Consider the following 23,518-nt stretch of genomic DNA (forward strand, 5'->3'; position numbering starts at 1 on the left):
AATGCTTCTCGCTAACAACTGCTTTCTTGTATCTCCATTAGCGAAAACAGGTGCATGATACATCTTTCCACAGGCCTTTGCATAAGCAATCTGAGTGGACTCTTCATCCAAAGCCTCCCAGCGAGCTTTCACACGCATCTCCTGCACCGCTTCATAAGCTAACTTCTGTACGTGAAAGCGATCGGTAACACGTTTGGCCGCAGGAAAGCAGATGCGGGCAATCTGCTCCATGTTAGGAGCCATATCCAAAGTAATCTCGCGCACTTGGTAACGGCGGAGACGGGATAGCTTAAGCAGGACAGAAGTGACCGTATGAACGTCCATACCTTTAATGACAGCAATCATACTACCTTTACCACCGTGAGCTTCTTTATTGATCAGTACAGTATAGAGTTCTCCACGCGAGAGGGCTACCTCATCAATACAGATATAAGCACCGATATTCTTTTCGAATAGTAGCCAATCCTCTGCATGAACAAGTTGGTCCCAATGGAGATAACAACTTAGATGGTTACGGTATTGACGCTCCAATAAATCTCCGTCAACTCCATATAAAACACCTAAGAGCTTGCAACTGATCGGATAGCTATCAATATAGTTCTTTTAAAAAAGACGCAAAATCTTGCGTCATACGAGTACCTTCAGCCACCATACGCCAGTTACGAGAGATATACTCATTATACTTCTTTAAGAGCCAGCGACGACGACGAATATTAAGGAAGACCTTCTTGCCACGAAGAGGAAAATCCTGAACAATAACAGGATCATAAAAGCCTTTACTCTCAGTATCCTGATCTGCATACTTCTCAGGAACGATATTTTTTTCCTCAAGGTAGATCACAACTTCATTTACGCTTTCCTTCACATCAACAAGAGCAAAATACTCTAAAGTGCCTTCAGGAAGAAGAAGGCGATAACCGTTTAACTCCATAAGCTATGAATTTGGAGACAAAGATAATAATTTATAAATTTACCCCTCAGGTTTTTACATTGACCCTTTAGGAGTTCTGTAAAAAGAAGAAAGAATTAGTGTTTCAAGTTACTTATGTTAGAAATTATTTTCTCATTTATTAATAATGTATCTGAATGGAGTGCGTAGTTGCGTAAGTAAGTGACGTGATGTGTATATATACGATATAATTTTCCAAACTTAATTTTATAGCTTGGGATGGAGAACTGCTGGGAGGGATTAAAGTTAATAATAGGATGTAATTCGGTATTTTGCAATGATAATTGTCATGTTTAATACTTAAATAACTGTTGTGCCAAGTTGTACAAGTCATTGCGCCACGTGTACCACGTGTGTCCACCGGGGGCTTCGCTGTACTTGTAGTTGATACCTGCTGCGTCAAACAGTTTCAGCATGGCTTTACAATTGTTGTAAGCGATGTCCTCTGGACCACCTTGCGTGAAATGCAAGGCGTGCACTGTGTGGTTGAAGTCTTGAGCGATGGTCTTGAGGTAGGTGCTGCGTTCGGCGTACATTTTCTTGTTCGTCTCAAACCAGCCAGAGCTCAATACCCATAAGTAGCCGAATTCTTTGTAGTGATTCAAGCCTGCTTCCAAAGTTTCCATGCCGCCCATGGAGAGGCCTGCTAAGGCACGATGGTCTTTGTCGGTCAGTACACGGTAGTTGGCTTCGATGTAAGGGATGATGTCATTCATCAGATCTTTGGCAAATAGAGGTACTTCGTCCATTAGGTTTTCTGTGGCAATGGAGCCGTTGGGCATCACCACAATCATGGGTTGCATTTTGTTCTCGGCTAGTAAATTGTCGAGTATGTTGCCTGCGCAGCCTACCGTAGGCCAAGCAAGGTCAGTATCACCTCCGCCATGTATCAGGTAGAGCACCGGCAATTTTTCCACACTTTTCTCATAACCCGCTGGCGTCCATACGTGCAGGCGACGGGTAGTCTTCAGAGTCTTTGAGTGATAATAACGTTGAGCTATTGCACCATGGGCAACATCTTCCTTCATGGAGAAAAAATCGCCATCTTTTGCCTCCACTTTCAGTACGGCTGAGATTTCATGTGCCTCGGGAGACTTGGGATCGAACACTTTCACACCATCTACTATAAAGTGGTAGCGGTAGGCTCCAGCTTTTACTGGAGGTACGGTCACCGTCCATACACCAGAGACCGATTTCATCACATCTGGCTTCTTTCCCCAAGGAATAATGTCACCCTCGATGTCTACTTTCTTGGCTTGGGGTGCGTAGATATTCAATGCTATCCTGCCGTCACTCAGCACTTTGACTGATTGGAGTGTGTCGTTAGGGGTAGGCGTACGTTGCCATTGTGCTGCCCTAGGCATTATGCCGCAAACACAAAAAAATGCTGTTAAAATGAATTTACTCTTCATTGGAATTAATTTTAAGATTATAAATAAGACAGCTATCTCATGGTACGGAAGCAACCGGATGGTAGCCGATATGTATTGCCTTTCCTATTGTCCTACTCTAATAGGACAATAGGAAAAATGCTTGGTTTACTCTGTTAACACTTTGCGTGCTTCGCGGTCAGGGTCGTAGACTACTTCGCACTGGTCGTTCAACATCATCGTGGCTCCCTTGTCCGGTGTATATTGCGGCCATTCAGGCAGGCTTGTGCAATTGGGGCTACCCGTACGCATGAAGCTCAGTAAAGCGTCGGTCATCTTCGTGGAGAGGTCGCGCGGACGCTTGCCTCCCCCCGTATGGGTAAGCATAACGTCGGTATTCTTCAGCCAGAAACTGATGTCCAGACAATGGAAGGAACGCATGCGCCCGTCGAATAAGGGTGGCTCCCAGCCGAACCATGCTAAATAGACCGGTGCGCTTTGTTGTGCCTTGGCATTGATGGCTTCAATCACTTTCTCACGGGAGCTCATTATCAAGCCGAGCAATTCAATAGGTTTCTTGTCGGGAAATGCTTTTTCATAAGCCAATACAATATTCTCACCGTTTTTACCTTTCATTTTGTCCACCATTTCCACCAGTTGCGTTCTATTCATTTTTTCGAGGGTAGCATTGTCGCGGCTTATGGAGAACTCGCATGTAGTGGTGCTGAATAGCATGGGGACATGGGCCGAGGGAGCTTCCGGATCGGTATAAAATGTATCCATCGGGATGTGGAAGCCATCACCCACAGGCCCAAAAGAACCACGCATCATGCCATTGCCGCCTAGTTGCTTGTCATACTTAGCGGCTGCTCGGTTGGCCAGGACGATGTAGTCGAGCCAAGGTATTTCTTGCAATTTGTTTATTTGCGAAGGTGGTAAACCTGCCTCTTTTAGGATGTATTTACCCAGTTCGGTACTGTAATTGTTATCTATTGCCCCCGTGATGTTTCCACTCAAGGCTACGGCCTTGTGCAACAACCCCTTTGTCTCGGCCATGGCTACCAGCGTGCACACTTTAGCTCCGCCGCCCGACTGGCCCATGATGGTGACGTTGCTCGGATCACCTCCGAATTGTGCGATGTTGTTGTGTACCCACTTCAGGCCGGCCACCAAATCGAGGATACCAACATTGCCCGACTCGGCAAACTTCTTCTCATCCACCCCTGAAAAGTCACTGAAGCCGATAGGGCCCAGTCGATGGTTTAATGAAACAAATACAATGTCTCCGTAGCGGCTAAGATTCTCGCCCCGATAGCTGTCTTGCTCAATGCTATTGCCATTTGTAAAACCGCCTCCATGAATCCATACCAGCACAGGGCGTTTCTTCGTGTCGGCCAAGGCGGGCGTCCAAATGTTTAGCATCAGACAGTCCTCGCTGACGCCATAGTAATTCCAATGGTCGGTAAATGTAGTGTATGTGTTGCGGTACTTGCCTGTCGTAATCTGCGGAGCCGTATCGCCCCAAAAGACCGCTGGACGGATGCCCTCCCAAGGCTCGGGTTCGCGGGGAGGCATGAAACGGTTTTCGCCCGCCGTGCTTGCCCCATACGGTATGCCACAGAAGGTGTATATATCTCTTAATAGATAGCCGCGCACTTTGCCATACTGAGTCTGTGCTACGGCAATGGAATCTCCTATATATAACTGTTGTTCGTCTTGCGAAACACTATTCGGTTGTTGCTCCGTCCTTCCGGCAGAGCAAGCGGAAAAGGTATACACGAAAATACCCGCGTAAAGCAGGGAGATGCCTTTCCTGATTTTCAACTTAACTGTTTTCATACGCAATGAATTTTTTTATTACAAAGATGAACATTTGTCGGCAAAGTTGCTTTTCACCAGCTTCGTTGTTTTTGTCAATGGTTCACTTGATACTTGTCTGTTTCTTCATTCAGGTTGTCTGTATATTCAAAGGCAGGCATAGAAAAGAATCCACACACAGTTATGCAAAGGACAGACTGCGTGCGGATTCTGCATTGTCTATCACAATCTTTTTACTCAACTCTAATAACTGTTCTATAAAGTAACTTCACCTTCCAGACGGATATCTGCTGAAGAGGCACCGATAAGTAGTTTTACCTTACCGGGCTCCACAACGAACTTATCTTGAATTTCATCCCAATAAGCGAAATCCTCCTTGGGAATATCAAGCACCACTTCCTTTGTATCACCGGCTGCGATAGGCACCTTACTGAATGCCCTCAGTTGCTTCATCGGGCGTTCTACCTTTGATTCCGGATAGCTGGCATACAGCTGCACCACTTCCTCACCGTCGCGGCTACCAGAATTCTTTACCAACACGGTTACGGTAACCTTATCCTTGTCCTGCTTGACAGACTTGATTTGCTGGTAGTCGAATGTTGTATAACTCAAGCCATAGCCGAAAGGATAAAGTACATCATCCTTGTAGTACATGTAGGTACGTCCGTTACGAATGTCATAATCCATCATGTCGGGTAGGTCGGTAATGTCCTTCACCCATGTTTGAGTGGTATGTCCAGAGGGGTTGACCTTACCAAACAAGACATCGGCCAAACCGTTGCCTTGTTCTTGGCTGCAATGCGTAATGTGCAAAATGGCTGGCAGATTTTCTTGACTCCAGTTGATGGTGTATGGGAAGCTGCTAACTAGTACCAAGATAGTGTTGGGATTGGCCTTGTACACCTGCTTCAGCAAGTCTTCATCGGGCAGCATCAGCGACTTTCTATCCACAGCTTCTCGTCCGTCGCTCGGCACGGGGCAGAAGAACCAGTCAGGACGTGTGCCATACGGATGGTTTCCTACGCATACCACAGCTACATCAGCCTCCCGGGCCGCATTTACGGCTTCATCTATTACATTGTTGGTAGCATAAATCACTTCTGTTTGTCCATCTTTCACGGCGTTGCGAATGCCCTCTAAGATAGTAATCTCATATGCCGGTGTGCCGCTATACCAGTCTTGCACAATCTTATCGGCATAAGGGCCTATTACGGCTATCTTCTTCAGCTTGGAGGCATTGAGGGGCAGAAGATTCTTACTATTCTTCAGCAGCACCACCGACTTGGCCGTCACCTCGCGTGCTAATTGTTTGGCTTCCTCACGTTCATAAGGAGGCACTTCGTTGGGGATGGTACCGATGTTCTTATAAGGGTCTGCAGAATCTTTTCCGTCCAGCAATCCTAGCCTTAAGGCTACGTATAGGTTGCCACGAATAGCTTTGTCAATGTCTTTCTCAGTCAGTAAACCCTTTTCTAAAGCTTCCTCAATATAGGGCTTATAAACATCCAAGAATTGTCCTGTAGTAGCCTTTACCACCGCAGCCGCTCCTTCGGCCATAGTGGGATAGGCATGGTGGGCATTGACTAGCAGCTTCAGTGCTCCGCCATCCGTGCAGATAATGCCGTTGTTGCCCCATTTGTCGCGAGTAATTTCTTTCAAGCAAGGATGTACGCACATGGCCGGGCCGTTCCATCCGTTATAGGCAGCCATAAAAGCATGGCTTTCGCCTTCGGTAATGCCTTTGTAGAAGGGATAAGCATAATATTCGTAGAATAGGCGCATATCGAAGTTGCTTGATGTGCTGTCTCTGCGATCTTCGTTACTGTTGGCCAGGAAATGTTTCATCAGGGCGGCAGTACGCCAATAGCGTGGGTTATCACCTTGCAAGCCTTTGATGTTGGCTACTGTCAGTCTGGCAGTAAGGAAGGCATCCTCTCCGTAGCTTTCTTCCGTGCGTCCCCAGCGCGGATCGCGTGCCAAGTCGGCATTCGGAGCACGCATTACCAAGGCTGTACGCTTGTCTTCAGGACGTTGCATGTAGTAGCGCGCTTCAAGGGAAGCCTGCTCACCTACTTTTTTCACTAAGTCCACATCCCACGTAGCGCCCAGCCCATATGATTGTGGGAAAATAGTCGTAGGTCTATCAGTAGGAATTATTTTTCCATCTTCACCTTTCTTACGTCCTCCCCAAGCAGCAGGACCACCCAAGGCCAATCCATGTAGGCCCTCGTGGTGGCGGCAAGAAAGTATGCCCAAACGGGGCACCGCTAGGTCGCTGCCGAGTAAAGCAATTTTTTCCTCCAGCATAAGTTCTTCCAGCAAGGCGTCAATACGCTTTTCGTCCGATAGTTTCGTGTTCTGAAATTTGTAAATTTTCTGCGCTCCGACCGATAAATAAGCCATCGTGAGGCACAACACAACAAATAAAGATTTCATTTTCATGATTACATAAATTGAGTTTGTAAACCTTAATATGTAGCAAATTTTGTTTTCTCACTTTAAAAATGTACAGAAACGGATAGTCTTGATGAAGGTGTCAAAATGACAACCAGTTGCAAACGGCATTCCTGTTTTTTTACACTCTCATTAAATTTCATATTATAAGCATATGGCTCTTATCACCAACCAGGATTTTGTTTCAAAACACCGTCAGATAATAGAATCTGGTTCGTGTTGACCATCATCAAACCTGCCTTGTTTATAAAGTTCTGAGGATTGAACGAGATGGTAGCAGGAGCACCCGCTGTCATCACTTCAACGCCGTTTTGTTTGGCTAATTGGGCGGCCGCATAGTCTATGCCTTGGCGTAGCAAGTCGTAATAGTTAATGCCTTCGAAAGCAAATTCAAACTGACGTTCGCGCATTATGTTTTCTTTCGTAGCTTGTTTTTCGGTGTATAACGGAGAGGTGTTGCCATCTTTATCCTTAAAGGCACGTTCGCGAACCATGTTGAAATACTGTTGCGCATTAGGGCTACCCAACTCAGCTGCCATTAGTAACACGTCGGCATAGCGAACTTGAACATAATCCTGGTGGTTTGAAATCATCAAGTTACCCGTACCGTTTTCCATACCAGCATGTGTACCATCGGCAAAGGCCAATGGAGCATACTTCTTGATATAGTAACCGGTGTATTCCTGCGATTGGACAATACAAGTTTGAACCAACTGATTGTCTTCCAATCCCTCGCCTTTTATATCAATCACAGAAGCTGTACGCCGAGTATCGCCATCCTCATATTCCTCAACGAATTTAGGATTTACTGTAGCATATCCCCAACCTTGTGCATAAGGAGCCACACCTGTTGAGGTACGCAAAGCAATGTTTACTTGCCAACGGTTACCGTCCAAACCAGACCAGTTAACACTGGCTGTACATTTTACGGTTAATACTGTCTCGTTATTACCATCACCGGCATAATCGCCATATAGGGTAGTCATATCACCTACTTCTGCTTTTTGAGCACAAGCGGCAGGCCACAAACGCCGGTATTCGGGTATCAAAGCGTATTGACCTGAAGAAATAATGTCTTCCACAGCGGCTAACGCATCAGCCTTGGTCACGCCTTCAGGCTCTTGACCATAATAACCGGTGTAGTACAAATAAGCACGTGCCAAGATGGCCTCGCAAGCATATTTGGTAATCTTGCCATCGTTTGTTTCCGATTCAGCTTTGGGATAAGCGTTTGCCGGAATATTTTCGATGGCAAACTTCAGGTCATCGAAAATCAGCTTATACACGTCAGCGGGATCTGCCTGCGGTATATTTTCATCAGTAGGTTTGGTAAGCAAAGGAATGTTACCAAACTGACGTACCACATCGAAATATAAGAAGGCACGGATGGCATGGCACTCGGCCATATACTGAGTATGCATGCTACCCGTTTCGTTCCATTGAATGCTATTTTCGCGTGTGATTAATTCGTTGCAACGATAAATGCCTGCATAATAACCAGACCAACTGGAACCTGTAGAAGAAGGCATTTCTGAGAGGTCAAAGCGATCGGTCACACGCATACCGTTACCATCGGAAGCACCGGAACCGCCGAAACATTCATACCCCATTACTTCGGCGCTAACCAAGAAATTGACAGCGCTACCACATGTTGCACGTCTATAACCATCGTAGCAGCCCAACAAGGCACGATAGGCATCTTGCTCTGTTTTATAAAAATTTCCTGTCGTAGATTCGGTCTTTGATTCCACATCCAAGAAGCCCTTAGTGCAAGAAGTCATTCCCAAACTCAGGCATAAAATGCCTGCTGCAATTATGTTAGACCTAATATTTTTCATATTCATACGTATTTTTATAAATTAGAATTTAAGATTTACACCTACAAGAACAGTACGGGGGCGCGGATAATAACCATAATCTAGGCCCGATACCCAAGAATTGTTGGAAGAACCGAAACCGATTTCTGGATCCATACCGTCGTACCCGGTAATGGTGAATAGGTTTTGTACCTGAAAGTATAGGCGAGCTTGGCTGACTGCTTTGCCCTTGAATAATTTGGCGAAATCATAACCCAACGTAAGGGTACTTAGGCGCAGGTAGTCACCATTTTGTATAAATAAGTCAGAGAACTGATAGTTGATGTTGCTATCTGTAACGCGCGGAATCCGGTTACTGGTGCCTTCACCGTGCCACCGGTCAAGGATAGCTGTGGTGTAGTTTGGTGTAGGACGGGTGTGGTTACGGTAAGACTGCACAATCTGCTGGCCAAAGGCGCCGTTTGCCACGATGGAGAAATCGAAGCCTTTGTAAACGAAGCCCAAGTTCAAACCCAACGTGAAATCAGGAGTACCGTTGCCTAAGTTCACCTTATCTTTGTTGTTGATTTGACCGTCATGGTTTCGGTCCACAAAGCGCACATCGCCCGGCTGTACATTAGACTGCAGGATACCGTTGCCTGCGGCACGCCATTCATCTATTTCCTGTGTATCTTGAAAGATACCGGCAGTTTTATAGCCCCAGAAATAACCGATAGGTTGGCCATTTTCTGCACGGTAGAATTCGCTGGCATTGTTGTACAACTCATTGCCTGCACCATGGATGATACCATCGCTGGTAGGAATGTTACCTACCTCATTCTTGTTGTAGGAACCGTTCAGTGAGATGTTATATTTAAAGTCCTTACCTAACGTGTCATCCCAAGTCAAAGCCAGTTCCACACCGGTGTTCTTTACATCGCCACCATTGATGTAAGGTGCGCCTGTACCAGCCGTATTCAGAATAGGAGCTGTGAGTAACCAATCCTTTGTTGTCTTCATATAGAAATCAAAGTTCACACCAAAACGGCTGTCGAAGAAGCGAGCGTCGAAGCCGATATTGGTCTGTTCAGAAGTTTCCCATGTCAACTTTTCATTGGCCAAACGGCTGGGATAAGCGCCCCAGTTGTTACCTAATGCCGCAGCTTCGGTAGACGAATTTTGATGCGAGTTACCGAAATAGTAATATATATATTGCGACGTGATAGGTGCTAAGTATTGGTAGTTGTCAATGTTTTGGTTACCTACTTGTCCCCAGCTGACACGTAGCTTAAAGTAGTCGAGCCAGCTACGGGTACTTTCCATGAATTTCTCGTTGGTCATGATCCAGCCTGCGGAGATGGATGGGAAATAACCGTAACGATGGCCACGGGCAAACTTGGAAGAACCGTCGGCACGTACCGTAGCGTTCAGCATGTAGGTCTCTTTCCAGTTCCAACCAAAGCGGACGAAGTAAGAGACCGTACGGTTTTCATCCAATGGATAACCGCTGACACCTAAACCACTGGCAGTAGAAGAAGCTGTACCATTGCTGATGTAAGCATGTTCCCAATCGTCGAATCCTTCTTTCAAGGAAGAATTGCTACCACTTAAGTAAGTGCCATTGTATTGGTAGGACTCCATACCGATCAAGGCATTGAAGGCATGGTCATTAACTTTCCAGTCATAAGTAGCCGTATTGGTCCATGTAAGTTCCAATACATGCTGCATATTTTGGGTAACACTGGTATTAGTATTACGGCTTGTAGAACCGAATTGGTATATCGGGTTGAAGTTGCGGTATTCATTGGTACTGTAGTTAGCACCGAATACAGTACGAATTTTCAGGTTCTTGATGGGCTGCAATTCGGCATAAGCGTTGCCGGAGAAGAAGACGTTTTTGTTTTGATTATGGCGCATCATCATTAAACCATAAGGGTTACCGCTTTCCTGATTCCAATCGGAATTGGAGGTATCATTGTAGGGCATGTCGTAAATGTTGTTATCGCTGTAAATGGGAACAAATGGAGCAATTTCGTAAGCGCCACGCAACGAGTTATCGTATTGGCCGCCTACGCCGACACCAGTCTTATCACGGTAAACGAAGCTAACTTGTTCTCCCACCTTCAGTAGATTTTTGAATAACTTGTGCTCAGAGTTGATGCGGAAGTTGTAACGGGAGAAGTTAGACACGTCCTTACCGCCAACAATACCTTCCTGTGACATGTAACCCAACGAAATGGCATATTGGGAAACCGTTGAACCACCCGTAATACCAAGGGTATAACTCTGCATTTGAGCATTGTCTTCAAACATTTTGTCCAGCCAATCTACATCATAGAGATTACCGTTTGCATCATAAATAGACTTATAGCCGCTCCAATTATATCCAGAACCGGTAGAGTTGCGGTGCGACTCGTCCATAATCATCATGTACTGTTCGGTATTCAATAAGTTCACTTCTTTTGCCACGTTCTGTACACCGAAGTAACCGTCGAATGACACTACAGCCTTACCTTCCTTACCGTTCTTGGTCGTCACCAACACTACACCGTTGGCTGCCTGCGCACCGTAGATGGCAGCGGAAGCGGCATCCTTCAAGATGTCGATACTTTCGATGTCGGCAGGGTTCAGGTTGGAGATGTCACCGCGAACGCCATCAATCAGATACAATGGTTCAGCATTACCTATGGTACCCAAACCACGGATGCTAACCTTGAGGCTTTCACCCGGTTGGCCGGAAATAGAAGTGATGTTTACACCAGGTGTCTGTCCCTGCATGGCCTGCAAAGGATTGGTGGTGTTCAGCTCGGCGATTTTGTCGCCTTTTACCTGGACGGTGGCACCTGTCACTAACTTTTTCTTTTGGACACCATAGCCCACAACCACGACTTCGTCCAACATTTCATTGTCTTCTATCAGTACCACATTAATGATAGAAGATGTGCCTATCTTGATGGTTTGCGACTTAAAGCCAATGTAAGAGAAGACCAAGGTCTGCCCTTCGCTGGCTTGCACTGAGTATCGACCATCAAGGTCAGTGATACTACCGGTAGAATTTTCTTGTACTTGGACACTTACTCCAATCAAGGGAAAACCGTCCGTACCCGATGTTATTACTCCCGTAATCGTCTTTGACTGCAGAGGAGATGCTTGTACCGGAACTGCTTGTATACAAGCAAGTGTTAGTACGAGTGACAAAACTACGTTGCAAAAACATAAAATTACACTTTTTTTCATATGCATTTCTCACATTTTAATTATAAGGTTAATATTAAGGATAATACATTCTCTTTCGTGTTTTAGGGTTCACACAAAACTACTTTTCAACATATCTCTCACGTTGTATAGTGCAACAATCTTTAAATAAAAAATGAAGAGCTTTATTTTAAGGATTCACGTGCTTCCCTATCGGGATCGTAAACCACCTCACAGACATCGTTGAGCATCATCGTGGCACCCTTCTCAGCTGTGTACTGTGGCCATTCGGGCAGGCCTGCACAATTGGGATTGCCGATGCGCATGAAGTTCAACAAAGCATCGGTCATTTTCATAGAAAGGTCGCGCGGACGCTTACCACCGCCTGTATGGGTAATCATTAAGTCGGTGTTCTTCAGCCAGAAGCAGATGTCCAGACAATGGAAGGCGCGCATGCGGCCGTCGAACAAGGGAGGATTCCAACCGAACCATGCCAAATAGACCGGGGCCTTTTGTGTCAGCTTCTGGTTGGCTGTAGCAATGACATTTTCACGTGAACTCAATATTAAACCAAGCAACTCGATAGGCTTTTTGTCTGGGAAGGCTTTGGCATAAGCGTCGACTATCTTGTCACCGTTCCCACCTTTCATCTGGTTTATCATTTCAACTAATTGTTTCTTGTCTATCTGCTCCAAAGTGGAGTTGTCACGACTCAGGGAAAATTCGCAATTGGTAGTGCAGAAAATCATTGGGATGTTGGCCGAGGGGGCTGAGGGATTGGTAAAAAATCCACCCATAGGAATATGTGTACCGTCAGCGATAGGACCGAAGTTGCTGCGGCGACCGGTAATACCAGCTTGTTCGTTATACTTGGCCATAGCACGGTTTGCTAACTCAATATAGTCGAGCCACGGCATCTGCTGTAATTTATTTGCTTCGGAAGGCTTCAAGCCGGCTTCCTGCAAGATTACTTTGCCTACGGCTGCACTGTAATTCTTGTCAATGGCATCAGCAGAGTTTCCGCTCAAAGCTATGGCCTTGTGGATAAGCCCTTGCGTTTCGGGCATGGCCACCAGAGTACACACTTTGGAACCACCGCCCGATTGGCCAATGATAGTGACATTGTCGGGGTCTCCGCCAAATTGCCCGATATTGTTGTGTACCCATTTCAAGCCGGCGACCAGGTCGAGAATGCCCACATTGCCCGATGCTTCGAATCCCTTACCGGCCACCGAAAGATCGGAAAACCCGATAGGCCCCAAACGATGATTGATGGATACGAACACGATGTCACCATAACGGCTGATATTTTCGCCATTATAACCATCTTGTTCAATACCATTACCGTTGGTAAAGCCGCCTCCATGTAGCCACACCAGCACGGGACGCTTCTTGTTATCCGTCAGTCCGGGCGTCCAAATATTTAACATAAGGCAGTCTTCGCTTACATCATAATAGTTCCAATGGTCTACAAGCGTGCTGTAACTGTTGCGATACTTCCCCTTGGTCTTTTGTGGGGCTGTGTCACCCCAGAATACAGCAGGTCGAATGCCTTCCCACGGTTCGGGTTCTCGAGGAGGCATGAAGCGGTTCTCACCCGCCGTGCTTGCCCCGTAAGGCACTCCACGGAAATTGTAGATACCCTTTAATATAAAGCCCTTCACTTTGCCGTATTGGGTCTGAGCTACGGCAATGTTATCACCAATGAACAATTGTTGTTCATCATTGTTTTCCTCTGTGCTCTGCTTGGCCTGGTTGGAGCAAGCTAAAATGCCGCACAGCAAAACGCTTCCTACACATAGTAAGGAAACCGTCTTCAACTTCATAATACCAGATTTACTTATTCGCATAACATTTGGTCTTTTATCGCCCCAAATGTGGTGAAAATCGTTTGTATAATGTTATCAAAATCTTTAATTGATTTATCAAAATCTACTTAATGTTGTTTAAAGCGTATGATTTCAACATTGAGACAAGTCTTTGCCTATATATTCCTAATAAGCCTTTCTTACTTGTATCCACCCATCACTAACCGCTAATCTCTAAGTTGGAACCCCATTTATTGCTCATGTACTTTTTGACAAAAGCAAGGATATATTTTGATTATCGCTCGTTTTATATAATTTTGTACAGAGAAAAAGAATACTGATGTTTCACGTGAACCTTAAATGACATACTACTTGTATGAAAAAACTCAAACTGCAATGGAAAGGTATTTATGCCTTATTACTGATGTTGTGGTCTGTACCCCTGCCAGCCCAGTTTCCGCTGGTAGAACAGATATCAAGTAACTTCATTACTTCGTTTGCCGAAGATCCCAAAGGCTACATCTGGATAGGGACCAATCACGGGTTGAACCGTTTCAGCGGTTCGAATTATACTGTATATTATGCGCAAGAAGAGTCCACAGCGCTCAATAGCGACTATGTGGATAATTTAATGTTTGATGCCAATAACCGTTTGTGGATGTCAAATGAATGCGGATTGTGCGTGTGGGAGGATGGTATATTCAGACATCCGCAACAGGTAGGCTTCAATCCCATAGGGCGTGTGCTGGATCTGGATAACGAGTGGCTCATTATTACTGATCGTAAGGGGGTGGCCAAGGTGAACAAGCAGACGCTGAAAGAGGAAAAATATTATCTACAACCAGGCATGAGCATAGTCGGTGCTATTACCATTTCCAGTCAAAAGCAAGTGTGGACGGCCAACGCTAGGCACCATGCCACAGATATTTATATATTGGACAGAGACTTGAACTTGTTGCGGACGCTGAATGGCTCTAAGGATACCTATATAGAAAGTATTGTGGAAGACGCCAGCCACCACATGTGGGTGACTACAAGTAAAGGATTATTGTGTTATGACGCAAAGACGTGGGAAGAACTGCTTTTACCTACTGACTTTATGGAGGCTACACAGAACAAAAAAATACACTTCGTGCTTCCTTATTGGCAAAACTTCCTGCTGATAGGTATTTCGGGTGAGGGAATGTACCGTTACGATGTGGCTCGACGGGTGTTGACACGTATCCATGTGCAGCAACAGTTGAAGGGGGATAGATATGTCTGTTTCATCGATACAAACAACGGAATATGGCTGTCTGATCAAGAGAACGACTTTCACTATTATCCCGAAAAGGCAGCCTTTAACAATTTGTCGTCCATCTTCGAACGCTTGGAAGACCCCTTCGTGAAAAATCTTTTGTTCGACTATGAGGGCTATTTGTGGATGCGCTCCTCGCACGATATTGCCAGTTATGATATAGGTGGTGATAAGATAGCTTTCCACTTGGCAGATGGTGGCCTTTACGGGCATATTTTTATTGACTCGAAGAATAGGTTGTGGGTCATCCGGAACCGTTCGGAGGTGCGGCAGTATGCTATCCGGGAGGGGAAAATCGTACGGGAAGAGAACCATTATACCTTCCCGGCCAATGTGTTTTCCATCAGTGAAGACAAGGAAGGACGTATTTGGGTTACGCTGGCTGATAGATTTGCCACGCTGGCGGCCGACGGGAAGTTCACTTACCGGTATGCACCGGGCAGCATTTCGTTTTCGCAGTTGCAGACATTGCGCCCATCGGGTACAATGATTCTCTATACGGTGGCCAACGGTATCTATAAATTTGGTGAAGACCAACAGTTCATCCCGTTGGATTCTCTTTATTTGCCCAACCCGAATTCACTTATTATCGATAGGAACAATACGTACTGGATAGGGACTTACAATACCGGGCTGGTGCATTACGACCCACGCACACAATGGCTGGAGCGGTTTGATTTATCGTCGGGACTGATAGACAACAGCTTGAAGGCAGTAATCGAAGACAAGGAAGGGAACATCTGGTTTAGTTCGTCTACGCATATAGGAAAGTATGATGTGCAGGAAAAAACATTTTCTTATTTATATGATAACTACTTCTGCAAGGGGAAGCTGTATGCGCTGAATTGTGCGGCAGTGGCACCAGACGGTACCTTGTTTTTCGGAGGCTCGGGTGGCATTACAGTCATTTATCCGGATGTACCCATCGAGAAAGAACCGGATATCCCGCTGAATCTGGACATGATATTGGTGAACGGGGGAATACATAATAAGAGCGAGGAAAAACTATCGTTGTCTTATCGGGAGAATACAGTTACGTTCTACTATTCGGCATTAAAGTTAGAGGCGGGTTCTCTGCTGAACTATGCCTATATGCTAGAGGGCTTCGACAAGAACTGGATTGACGCTGGTTCCAACAAGCGGGTGGCCTATTCCAACCTGCCTACCGGAAAATATACGTTCAAGGTGAAAGCTCGCATACTGAGCGGAGAGTGGTGCAAGAACGAACTGACCAAGGAGGTGGTTGTTCACCCTGCACCATGGGCTACGCCCTTGGTTATTGTGTTATACTGGCTGGTCGGTATCGGGCTGGTGCTACTGGTCATCCGGCTAATTATACGTTGGCGGACACAAGAGGAGAGACTGGCATTGGTCAAGTACCAAAGGGAGATAAATCAGGCACACATAGACTTTGTGACCAACATTTCGCACGAAGTACGTACACCGCTAGCCATGGTATATGCCCCGTTGAAAGAACTGGCGAAAGAAAACAATCTGAATGAACATGAGCGTGGCTTGGTGGATATCATGTTGCGCAATGCCGACCGCTTGTTGCGGCTTGTGAAGCAGTTGCTTGACCCCAAGGAAGGTGAGAAGGACGAGAAGCAACTCCGGGTTGCCGTGGTAGACCCGGTAGCTTTCGTTCAGGCACAGATAGCGAACTTCCGGTTTATTGCCCACGAAAAAGGGCTGACGATAAACATGCACGCTGAACAGAAGCAGGATACGGTGGCTTGTTTTGATACGGAGAAGGTGGAAAAGATATTTTATAACTTGCTCAGTAACGCCATTAAGTACACACCTGAAGGGGGGAGTATCGACATTACTGTGGAAAGCGACGGGAAAAACGTACAAATATGCGTGGCCGATACGGGACAAGGTATTTTGCCCGAAAAACAGAAACAACTGTTTGATCGCTTTGAACGGTTGGGAGCTGATAAGAAATACCCCAATGTGAATGGTAAGGGCATCGGTCTGAATTATGCGCAATATTTGGCACACCTGCATAAGGGAAACATAGACTACACTTCCAAGCACCCTCAGGGGGCTTGCTTCACTCTTAGTATCCCACAATCGCTGACAGCATATAGTCCCGAGGAACGGGCACAAGACAATGAGTACAAGATACCCATACCGGCAGTCGAGACGAATGCCGTAGAAAAAGTAGTCTCTAAGGAGAACACGCTGTTCATTGTAGAAGACGATCAGGAGGTGCGCGAATACCTGCGAGTGCTGTTGTCGCCAGATTACAATATCGTTGTCGTGGAAAATGGAGAGGAAGCCATAGACAGATTAGAGATGGAGTTGCCTGAACTGATTGTGAGTGATGTGGTCATGCCTCGGAAAGACGGCTACGAGTTGTGCAAGACTATCAAGACAAGTGCCGATTGGGGGCGTATTCCCATTATTCTGCTAACGGCAAAGAACGATATGGACAGCAGTATCAAAGGACTGGATTGTGGTGCTGATGCCTACGTGGGCAAGCCCTTCGACCCCTTCTATCTGAAAGCCGTCATAAACAATCTGTTGGAAAACCGTAAACGGATGCAATGGATTGTGCAAAACCTCACCTCGGAAAGCCTACCGAGGGGAGAGGCGCGAGAAGCGATACTTAATGAACAAGACCGTCAGTTTTTGGAGAATTTGCACACGTTGCTGGACAAGCACTTGGATGACGAGGCATTCGGCATTACCTCGCTGGCAAAGGAAATGCTGATGAGCTACAGCAGCTTGTATGCCCGAGTCAAGTCGTTGACGGGACAAACACCGCAGAACTTTCTTATCACTTATCGCATGAACACGGCTATGCAACTGCTGCAGACGGGCAAATACACTGTGAGCGAAGTGTGTTACAAGGTGGGAGCTTCTTCGCTGGCCAACTTCTCGCGCAGCTTCAAGCGGCAGTTTGGTGTTCCGCCCAGTGAAGTATAATTTGTGTCATCAATCTCCCGTTGCTGAGGCTGCCTACTGATGGGCACAGCGAAGAAGCGAGGATTATCGAAAGCCCGAATAAGGCGATGGGATAATGCATTGCCACTGCAAAGCAAGTGCATGCTTTTTGCAGTGCTACTGCATTCAGCTTTGCAGTGGCGCTGCAACACATATGCAGTGTCACTGCAGCATATATGCAGTAGCGCTGCAACACGTTTGCAGTCACACTGCAGCAGATGTGCAGCGACGCTGACCCGGTAGGTGTGTACGGGATTGTATCATGTTTCGTTAAGAAGATATTATAAAGTATCCTTTGAATGTCGTATTTTTGTCTATCCGTAATTTAGAGTAGTCAAAGAAAGCTATGAAACACACTCGTATGAAACTAAAAACAGTGGTAAAGAACCTTCATGAAGGCTGGAAATTCCGGCAGGCGAGACTGACCAATTGGTATCCGGCTACAGTTCCGGGAGTAGTCCACACGGACTTACTGCAGAACAAGATTATTGAAGACCCGTTTTTCCGGTTGAACGAACGGGGATTACAATGGATTGACAAGGAAGACTGGGTTTATGAAACTTGCTTTACTCTTGCTGCCGACATGATGCGGAAAGAGAATATGGAGCTTGTGTTCGAGGGGCTGGATACTTACGCTGACGTTTATTTGAATGATGAATGTATACTGAAAGCGGACAATATGTTTCGCTGCTGGTCTATCCCCGTTAGGCAGTACATCAGGGAGGAGAATAATATACTGAAGGTGTACTTCCATTCGCCGGTAAAGATAGACGTCCCCAAATGGGATGCACTTCCCTACCAGTATCCGGCATCCAATGACCAGTCTGAAAACGGGGGCTTGTTCAACAAGAAGATAAGCATTTTTGCCCGTAAGGCGGGTTATCATTATGGCTGGGATTGGGGCCCACGTCTGGTTACCTCCGGCATCTGGCGTCCGGTGTATATCAGGGCTTGGAGCGATTTGAGAATCAACGATGTGTTTATCGAGCAGAAGGAAGTCGGTGCAGGCAGGGCCGTGATTGCCGGACATGTGGAGCTGGATGCCGATAAGGATATGAATGGAGTGTTGGTCACGATAACGGATGAGGCTACCGGAAGAGTGCTTGGCGAGTGGCAAGCGGATTTGAAGCGAGGCACCAATCGGGTGACCGTTGATTTCGTCCTTCACAAGCCGAAGCTGTGGTGGAGTAATGGACTGGGGGAGCCTTTTCTTTACCGTTTCCGTACGGATATCATTGCAGGTGGGGAATTGTTGGATTCTAAAACCGAAAGGGTGGGTATACGCTCTTTGAAGGTGGTGCATCAGCCGGATAAGGACGGGCATACTTTCTATATAGAGTTGAACGGGCGTCCGGTTTTTGCCAAAGGAGCCAATTACATCCCTTCGGATAACTTCCTGCCGCGCGTCACTCCCGAGAATTATAAAAGGACGATTCTCGATGCCGCCGGTGTAAACATGAATATGTTGCGTGTCTGGGGCGGAGGTATCTATGAGAACGATGTCTTCTATGATTTGTGTGATGAGCATGGAATTATGATTTGGCAGGACTTTATGTTTGCCTGCAGCATGTATCCGGCAGAAGGCGCCCTGCTCGATAATATCCATCAGGAGGCGGTGGACAATGTGAAACGTTTGCGCAATCATGCTTGCATTGCTTTGTGGTGTGGAAATAATGAATGCCAGGATGCCTGGCTGGGCTGGGGCTGGAAGCGTGAGATAGAACGGCAGAACAAGGAATATGCCGACAAGATTTGGGCACAGTACCGGCAGCAGTATCATGTCACCTTACCCGGGGTGGTCAGGGAGTATGCACCCGGAACCTTCTATTGGCCTTCTTCTCCGTTCGCATTCGAGGGAGAGATGTCCGGTACTACTGACGGGGACCGCCACTATTGGAGTGTCTGGCATGGTAAAGCACCCATTTCTGATTATGACAGCGAGAAATCCCGCTTTTTCAGCGAGTACGGCTTTCAGTCTTTTCCAGAGTTCGACTCCGTCAAGCGCTATGCTCCTTACCCCGAAGACTGGGATATACGTTCCGAGGTGATGATGTCCCATCAGCGTGGTGGCGACCATGCCAACGGGCTGATTGAGACTTACCTGTTGAATGAATATAAAAAACCGCGTGATTTCCGGGCATTCCTTTATATGAACCATGTGCTGCAGGGAGATGCCATCAAGACGGCCATCGAGTCGCACCGCCGCCAGATGCCGTATAATATGGGGACGCTTTTCTGGCAGCACAACGACTGTTGGCCCGTAGCTTCCTGGGCGAGCCGTGACTATTACGGACGCTGGAAGGCGCAGCACTATTATACTCGCAAGGTCTATGATGACATCCTGATTTCTCCGGTAGTGGAGGGGGATGATTTGAAAGTATATGCAGTGTCCGACCGCTTGGAGAATACTTCCGGCCGGCTGCAGCTCCAGGTCTGCCGGTTCGACGGAACCGTGGTTTATCACTGGGACAAGTCTGTCGGCATTTCCGGCAATGACAGCCGTGTCTGTTTTTCCGCACCGCTTGCCAAGCTGCTGGAGGGGGTGGATAGAGGAACGGTATATGTCCGCGTAGACTATACGGACAAATCGGGCAGGGTGTACCATAACAACTACTGTCTGGATAAGCAGAAGAATATGAATTATCCGAAAGTGGATTTGCAGACCGAAGTCCGTTCCATTGAAGGCGGATATGAAGTGACGGTATCAACAGACAAGTTTGCCCGTGCCGTATGCTTGTCCGTTGCTGACAATGAAAGTGTATATAGCGACAATTATTTTGATGTCCAGCCGAAGAGCAGCGTGCAGGTACAGGTCAGGACGCGATTGTCTGCCGAAGCGTTCAACGCTTCGTTGAGGCTGACTTGCTTGAACAATGAATTCTGATAAGTTATGGAAAAACAAAGCGGAGCAACATATTGAAATGTTACTCCACTTCTCATTGAGATGTTGAAAAATGTGTTTTTAGGAGATTTAGTTATTTTCTTTTTTAATGTCTATGGTCATGAACCGTTCACCGTCATATAGACTTTTGACACGGATGTTCAGCCCTTTTTTCTCTTTCAGTTGTTCCGCTATATTGTCCAGCTTGAAGGAGGCCAGTCCGGTGCCCAGTGTGAGCTGGCTGTCATTGTAGGCATTGTGGCGGAATTCGAGATTGACGTAATCCGGTTTGTCGTTCTCGCCGGTGGATGCTTCGTTGATGACCAGGTTCAGCATGTGCTTCTTATCTTCGTTGTTACTGTGGTAGAATTGATACTTGATGTTCAGATACTCACCCGTAATCCATAAATCCGTGGCGTTGATGTTGTCGTCTCCGATACTGTCCGCCTTTTCGGCAGGCATGGAGTAGATGTCTTTGGTCAGAATATTTTCGATGTGCTTTATTTGGGCATTGTATTCGTAGCCTGGAAGTTTCTCTTCCAGTTCGCGGAAGTAGATGAAAGCCCTCTGGCCGTCTATTACGGCATAGTTGTGAACATAGGTTGTGTCACTGGGATATAGTTTACTGCCTTCGTCCAGTGAGAAATAGTAGTCTTTTCCTTCGATGACCTTTACCGTACCTACGGCGAACAAAGTGTCATATTTGTCATCCCAATCGTCCAGGCATGATTGCAATACAATGGCAGTCAGGAATAAAAGCATGGATGCTGCCAATGTCATTCTCAGTTTCTTCATAAGTGGTAGGTTTTAGCTCTTTTCTGTTTAAAACTTATTTTTGCATTCAGAAAATGCGGTGAAAAGCTAAATACTGCGTAGTATACTGTTAAAGAAATAAAAGTGTGATTTTCTTCTCTGCCTGATGCAGTATTTTTGCGCCAGTTGCATTTTTAAGGTAAACACGTGTTAAAAGAGAGAATGGAAGAACAGGAATTGGCAGAACGCTGTAGGCAAGGGGACAACCTTGCCCGCAAAGAACTGTATGAGCGCTATGCGGGACGCATGCTCAGCGTATGCCTCCGTTATGCAGGTGACCGGGAGACTGCCCAAGACCTGATGCATGACGGTTTTCTGAAACTTTTTGATTCTTTCGATAAGTTCACTTGGCGGGGAGAGGGCTCTCTGCGGGCATGGATGGAACGCGTAATGGTGAATACGGTATTGCAGTATTTGCGGAAAAATGATGTGATGAATCAGTCATCGGCCTTGGAGAATGCACCCGAAGCTTATGAGGAACCGGAAGGTTCGTCAATAGATGTCATTCCTCAAAAGGTACTAATGCAGTTTATCAGTGAATTGCCTGCCGGCTATCGTACCGTATTCAACTTATATATTTTTGAAGAGAAATCCCATAAGGAGATTGCTCGACTATTGGGAATTAATGAAAAATCCTCTGCCTCGCAGTTGACGCGTGCTAAAGCGACTTTAGCGGCAAAAGTACGTGAGTGGATGAAAAGAAATGATTAAATGAAGGAACGTATGGAAGATGAATTGTGGTTGAAAAAGATAAAGGACAAGCTGGAAGACTATTCCGAACCGCTGCCGGTTGCCGGATGGGAGCGGTTGGAGAAGGAATTGTCCGTTTCCGGAGCTCCGATAACCGGACCGCATAGGATGATACCTTTCCGTCGCTGGGCGGTGGCCGCGGCAGCTGTGTTGCTGGTGGCGGTTTCGTCCGTCAGTCTGTGGCTGTTGCAGAGTCCGGTAGGGAATGAAATGCGGCATACGTCAGTGCCCGCTTTGGCTGTGGCTCCGGACGTCTTGCCGGAACAGACAGTACCTGCCATACGGACTAATTCCATAGAGCCTGCTTATCGGGCACATGGAAATGCATCGGCGCCCAATAAGGAGGCAAGTCACCCTTTGGTTGCACAACATATCAGAATATCGGTTGGCGAAGAACAGCAGGAGGAAATGCTGCCGGTTGAAACTGCAGATGAGGTTGTCGGTATTGGACAGCAGGCGGAAGAACCGGTAGTGGAAGATACGGACCATGAAACTACAATGCAGGCCGAGGAACCGGAGACAAGGGAAGACCGCTATCGTCCGTCAGGCCGGGACAAACTGCATCTTCCGGAAAAAAACAGTTCTGGTAGGGATGCTAAAGGATGGGCGGTTGGCTTGTCCGTAGGAAATACGGGAGGTTTTTCATTGGCGAATGAAGGGGAAGCGAATGTGATGTCGGACTACATGCCTGGAAGTCCTATTTATGGCGGTAACGTAGATTTATCCTCTACGGCCAATGGCATTGTTACTATTCCCGACGGGCAGGAACTGGTTTTTAAGGATGGTATGCCCTATCTGCAAAGACGCGAAAAGAAAATTGCGGATATAAACCATAAACAACCGCTCAGTTTCGGTGTTTCGGTGCGGAAAAACTTGGCGAAGGGTTTCTCTGTGGAAAGCGGGCTGACGTATACCTATCTTGCTTCTGACGTAAGGTATGAGGGCAGCTCGGAAAAGATAAGCCAGAAGCTGCATTATATTGGCATTCCGGTACGGGCCAACTGGAACTTTGTGGATGCAAAGAACTTTACGATGTACGTTTCGGCGGGGGGTGCCATTGAAAAATGTGTGTATGGCAAGATTGGTACTGAGAGTGAGACTGTGAAACCGGTACAGCTTTCTGTCATGAGTGCTGTCGGTGCCCAGTATAACATAAGCAATAGGGTGGGCCTGTATGTGGAACCGGGAGTATCTTATTTCTTTGATGACGGTTCGTCGATACAGACTATACGCAAGGAGAACCCGTGTAACTTTACGTTGCAGGCCGGTATACGTCTTACTTATTGATAGCAGGACAGACATGTTTTTGTCCACTTTCTTGTAGATTCAGAATTTTCTTAATAACTTTCGGCCGTGTTTCTTCGTTGGTGGATGAAGGGACACGGTTTTTTATTGATTGAGAAGAAAGAAAGTAGGTCGGGACATGCCCGGCAATATA

13 protein-coding genes are annotated in these 23,518 nt (G+C 46.5%); 4 read left to right on the plus strand and 9 right to left on the minus strand.

Translation table 11 applies throughout. The annotated features are described in order from the left end of the window. The 8 genes from CSD97_RS17510 to CSD97_RS17545 all read right to left on the minus strand — a co-directional run. Positions 1–531, minus strand: a 531-nt coding sequence (locus CSD97_RS17510) for a transposase (RefSeq protein WP_143272440.1), incomplete at its 3' end; no start/stop codon positions are given. Between the two features lie 58 nt (positions 532–589). Next, positions 590–931: a hypothetical protein gene (locus tag CSD97_RS17515; protein WP_098032819.1), complete on the minus strand. Its 342-nt coding sequence runs from the start codon at positions 929–931 to the stop codon at positions 590–592. A gap of 311 nt (positions 932–1,242) precedes the next feature. Next, positions 1,243–2,313 carry an alpha/beta hydrolase-fold protein gene (locus CSD97_RS17520; RefSeq protein ID WP_244284054.1) on the minus strand — a complete coding sequence of 357 codons (1,071 nt, stop codon included), beginning with the start codon at positions 2,311–2,313 and terminating at the stop codon, positions 1,243–1,245. 174 nt (positions 2,314–2,487) lie between these two features. Further along, a complete protein-coding gene (locus CSD97_RS17525; protein WP_098032821.1) occupies positions 2,488–4,158 on the minus strand; it encodes a carboxylesterase family protein in 1,671 nt (556 codons plus the stop codon). 234 nt (positions 4,159–4,392) lie between these two features. Next, positions 4,393–6,579, minus strand: coding sequence for a glycoside hydrolase family 3 C-terminal domain-containing protein (locus CSD97_RS17530; RefSeq protein ID WP_098032822.1), 2,187 nt, complete (start codon positions 6,577–6,579; stop codon positions 4,393–4,395). 176 nt (positions 6,580–6,755) lie between these two features. Then, entirely contained in the window at positions 6,756–8,429 is a 1,674-nt protein-coding gene (locus CSD97_RS17535; RefSeq protein ID WP_016272722.1) for a RagB/SusD family nutrient uptake outer membrane protein, read from the minus strand. A gap of 21 nt (positions 8,430–8,450) precedes the next feature. Further along, a complete protein-coding gene (locus CSD97_RS17540; RefSeq protein ID WP_098032829.1) occupies positions 8,451–11,624 on the minus strand; it encodes a TonB-dependent receptor in 3,174 nt (1,057 codons plus the stop codon). A 143-nt stretch (positions 11,625–11,767) separates the two neighbouring features. After that, complete coding sequence (locus CSD97_RS17545; RefSeq protein WP_035457712.1) at positions 11,768–13,432, minus strand: carboxylesterase family protein; 1,665 nt, start codon at positions 13,430–13,432, stop codon at positions 11,768–11,770. Positions 13,433–13,766: 334 nt separating this feature from the next. Between CSD97_RS17545 and CSD97_RS17550 the strand changes: the two genes are divergently transcribed. Both CSD97_RS17550 and CSD97_RS17555 read left to right on the plus strand, forming a co-directional pair. After that, the gene (locus tag CSD97_RS17550; RefSeq protein WP_098032823.1) at positions 13,767–17,618 is read left to right on the plus strand and encodes a hybrid sensor histidine kinase/response regulator transcription factor; all 3,852 of its coding nucleotides are present in this window, start codon (positions 13,767–13,769) and stop codon (positions 17,616–17,618) included. Between the two features lie 364 nt (positions 17,619–17,982). Next, positions 17,983–20,520 carry a glycoside hydrolase family 2 protein gene (locus CSD97_RS17555; RefSeq protein ID WP_098032824.1) on the plus strand — a complete coding sequence of 846 codons (2,538 nt, stop codon included), beginning with the start codon at positions 17,983–17,985 and terminating at the stop codon, positions 20,518–20,520. Positions 20,521–20,607: 87 nt separating this feature from the next. Here CSD97_RS17555 and CSD97_RS17560 read toward each other — a convergent pair whose 3' ends face one another. Beyond that, positions 20,608–21,312, minus strand: a complete 705-nt coding sequence (locus CSD97_RS17560; RefSeq protein WP_098032825.1) for a NigD-like protein — start codon at positions 21,310–21,312, stop codon at positions 20,608–20,610. A gap of 180 nt (positions 21,313–21,492) precedes the next feature. On the opposite strand from CSD97_RS17560, the gene CSD97_RS17565 reads away from it, so the two are divergent. Both CSD97_RS17565 and CSD97_RS17570 read left to right on the plus strand, forming a co-directional pair. Beyond that, the gene (locus CSD97_RS17565; protein ID WP_005831669.1) at positions 21,493–22,041 is read left to right on the plus strand and encodes a sigma-70 family RNA polymerase sigma factor; all 549 of its coding nucleotides are present in this window, start codon (positions 21,493–21,495) and stop codon (positions 22,039–22,041) included. After that, a complete protein-coding gene (locus CSD97_RS17570) occupies positions 22,042–23,367 on the plus strand; it encodes a porin family protein (protein ID WP_098032826.1) in 1,326 nt (441 codons plus the stop codon). Positions 23,368–23,518 lie beyond the last annotated feature (151 nt).

The sequence above is a fragment of the Bacteroides sp. AR29 genome (genome assembly GCF_900217715.1).
GTDB classification, from domain to species: Bacteria; Bacteroidota; Bacteroidia; order Bacteroidales; family Bacteroidaceae; genus Bacteroides; species Bacteroides uniformis.

Coding starts and splice junctions, on each gene's coding strand:
- CSD97_RS17515 (WP_098032819.1), bottom strand. CDS start 931: ATGGAGTTAAACGGTTATCGCCTTCTTCTTCCTGAAGGCACTTTAGAG.
- CSD97_RS17520 (WP_244284054.1), bottom strand. CDS start 2,313: ATGCCTAGGGCAGCACAATGGCAACGTACGCCTACCCCTAACGACACA.
- CSD97_RS17525 (WP_098032821.1), bottom strand. CDS start 4,158: ATGAAAACAGTTAAGTTGAAAATCAGGAAAGGCATCTCCCTGCTTTAC.
- CSD97_RS17530 (WP_098032822.1), bottom strand. CDS start 6,579: ATGAAAATGAAATCTTTATTTGTTGTGTTGTGCCTCACGATGGCTTAT.
- CSD97_RS17535 (WP_016272722.1), bottom strand. CDS start 8,429: ATGAAAAATATTAGGTCTAACATAATTGCAGCAGGCATTTTATGCCTG.
- CSD97_RS17540 (WP_098032829.1), bottom strand. CDS start 11,624: ATGAAAAAAAGTGTAATTTTATGTTTTTGCAACGTAGTTTTGTCACTC.
- CSD97_RS17545 (WP_035457712.1), bottom strand. CDS start 13,432: ATGCGAATAAGTAAATCTGGTATTATGAAGTTGAAGACGGTTTCCTTA.
- CSD97_RS17550 (WP_098032823.1), top strand. CDS start 13,767: ATGAAAAAACTCAAACTGCAATGGAAAGGTATTTATGCCTTATTACTG.
- CSD97_RS17555 (WP_098032824.1), top strand. CDS start 17,983: ATGAAACACACTCGTATGAAACTAAAAACAGTGGTAAAGAACCTTCAT.
- CSD97_RS17560 (WP_098032825.1), bottom strand. CDS start 21,312: ATGAAGAAACTGAGAATGACATTGGCAGCATCCATGCTTTTATTCCTG.
- CSD97_RS17565 (WP_005831669.1), top strand. CDS start 21,493: ATGGAAGAACAGGAATTGGCAGAACGCTGTAGGCAAGGGGACAACCTT.
- CSD97_RS17570 (WP_098032826.1), top strand. CDS start 22,042: ATGAAGGAACGTATGGAAGATGAATTGTGGTTGAAAAAGATAAAGGAC.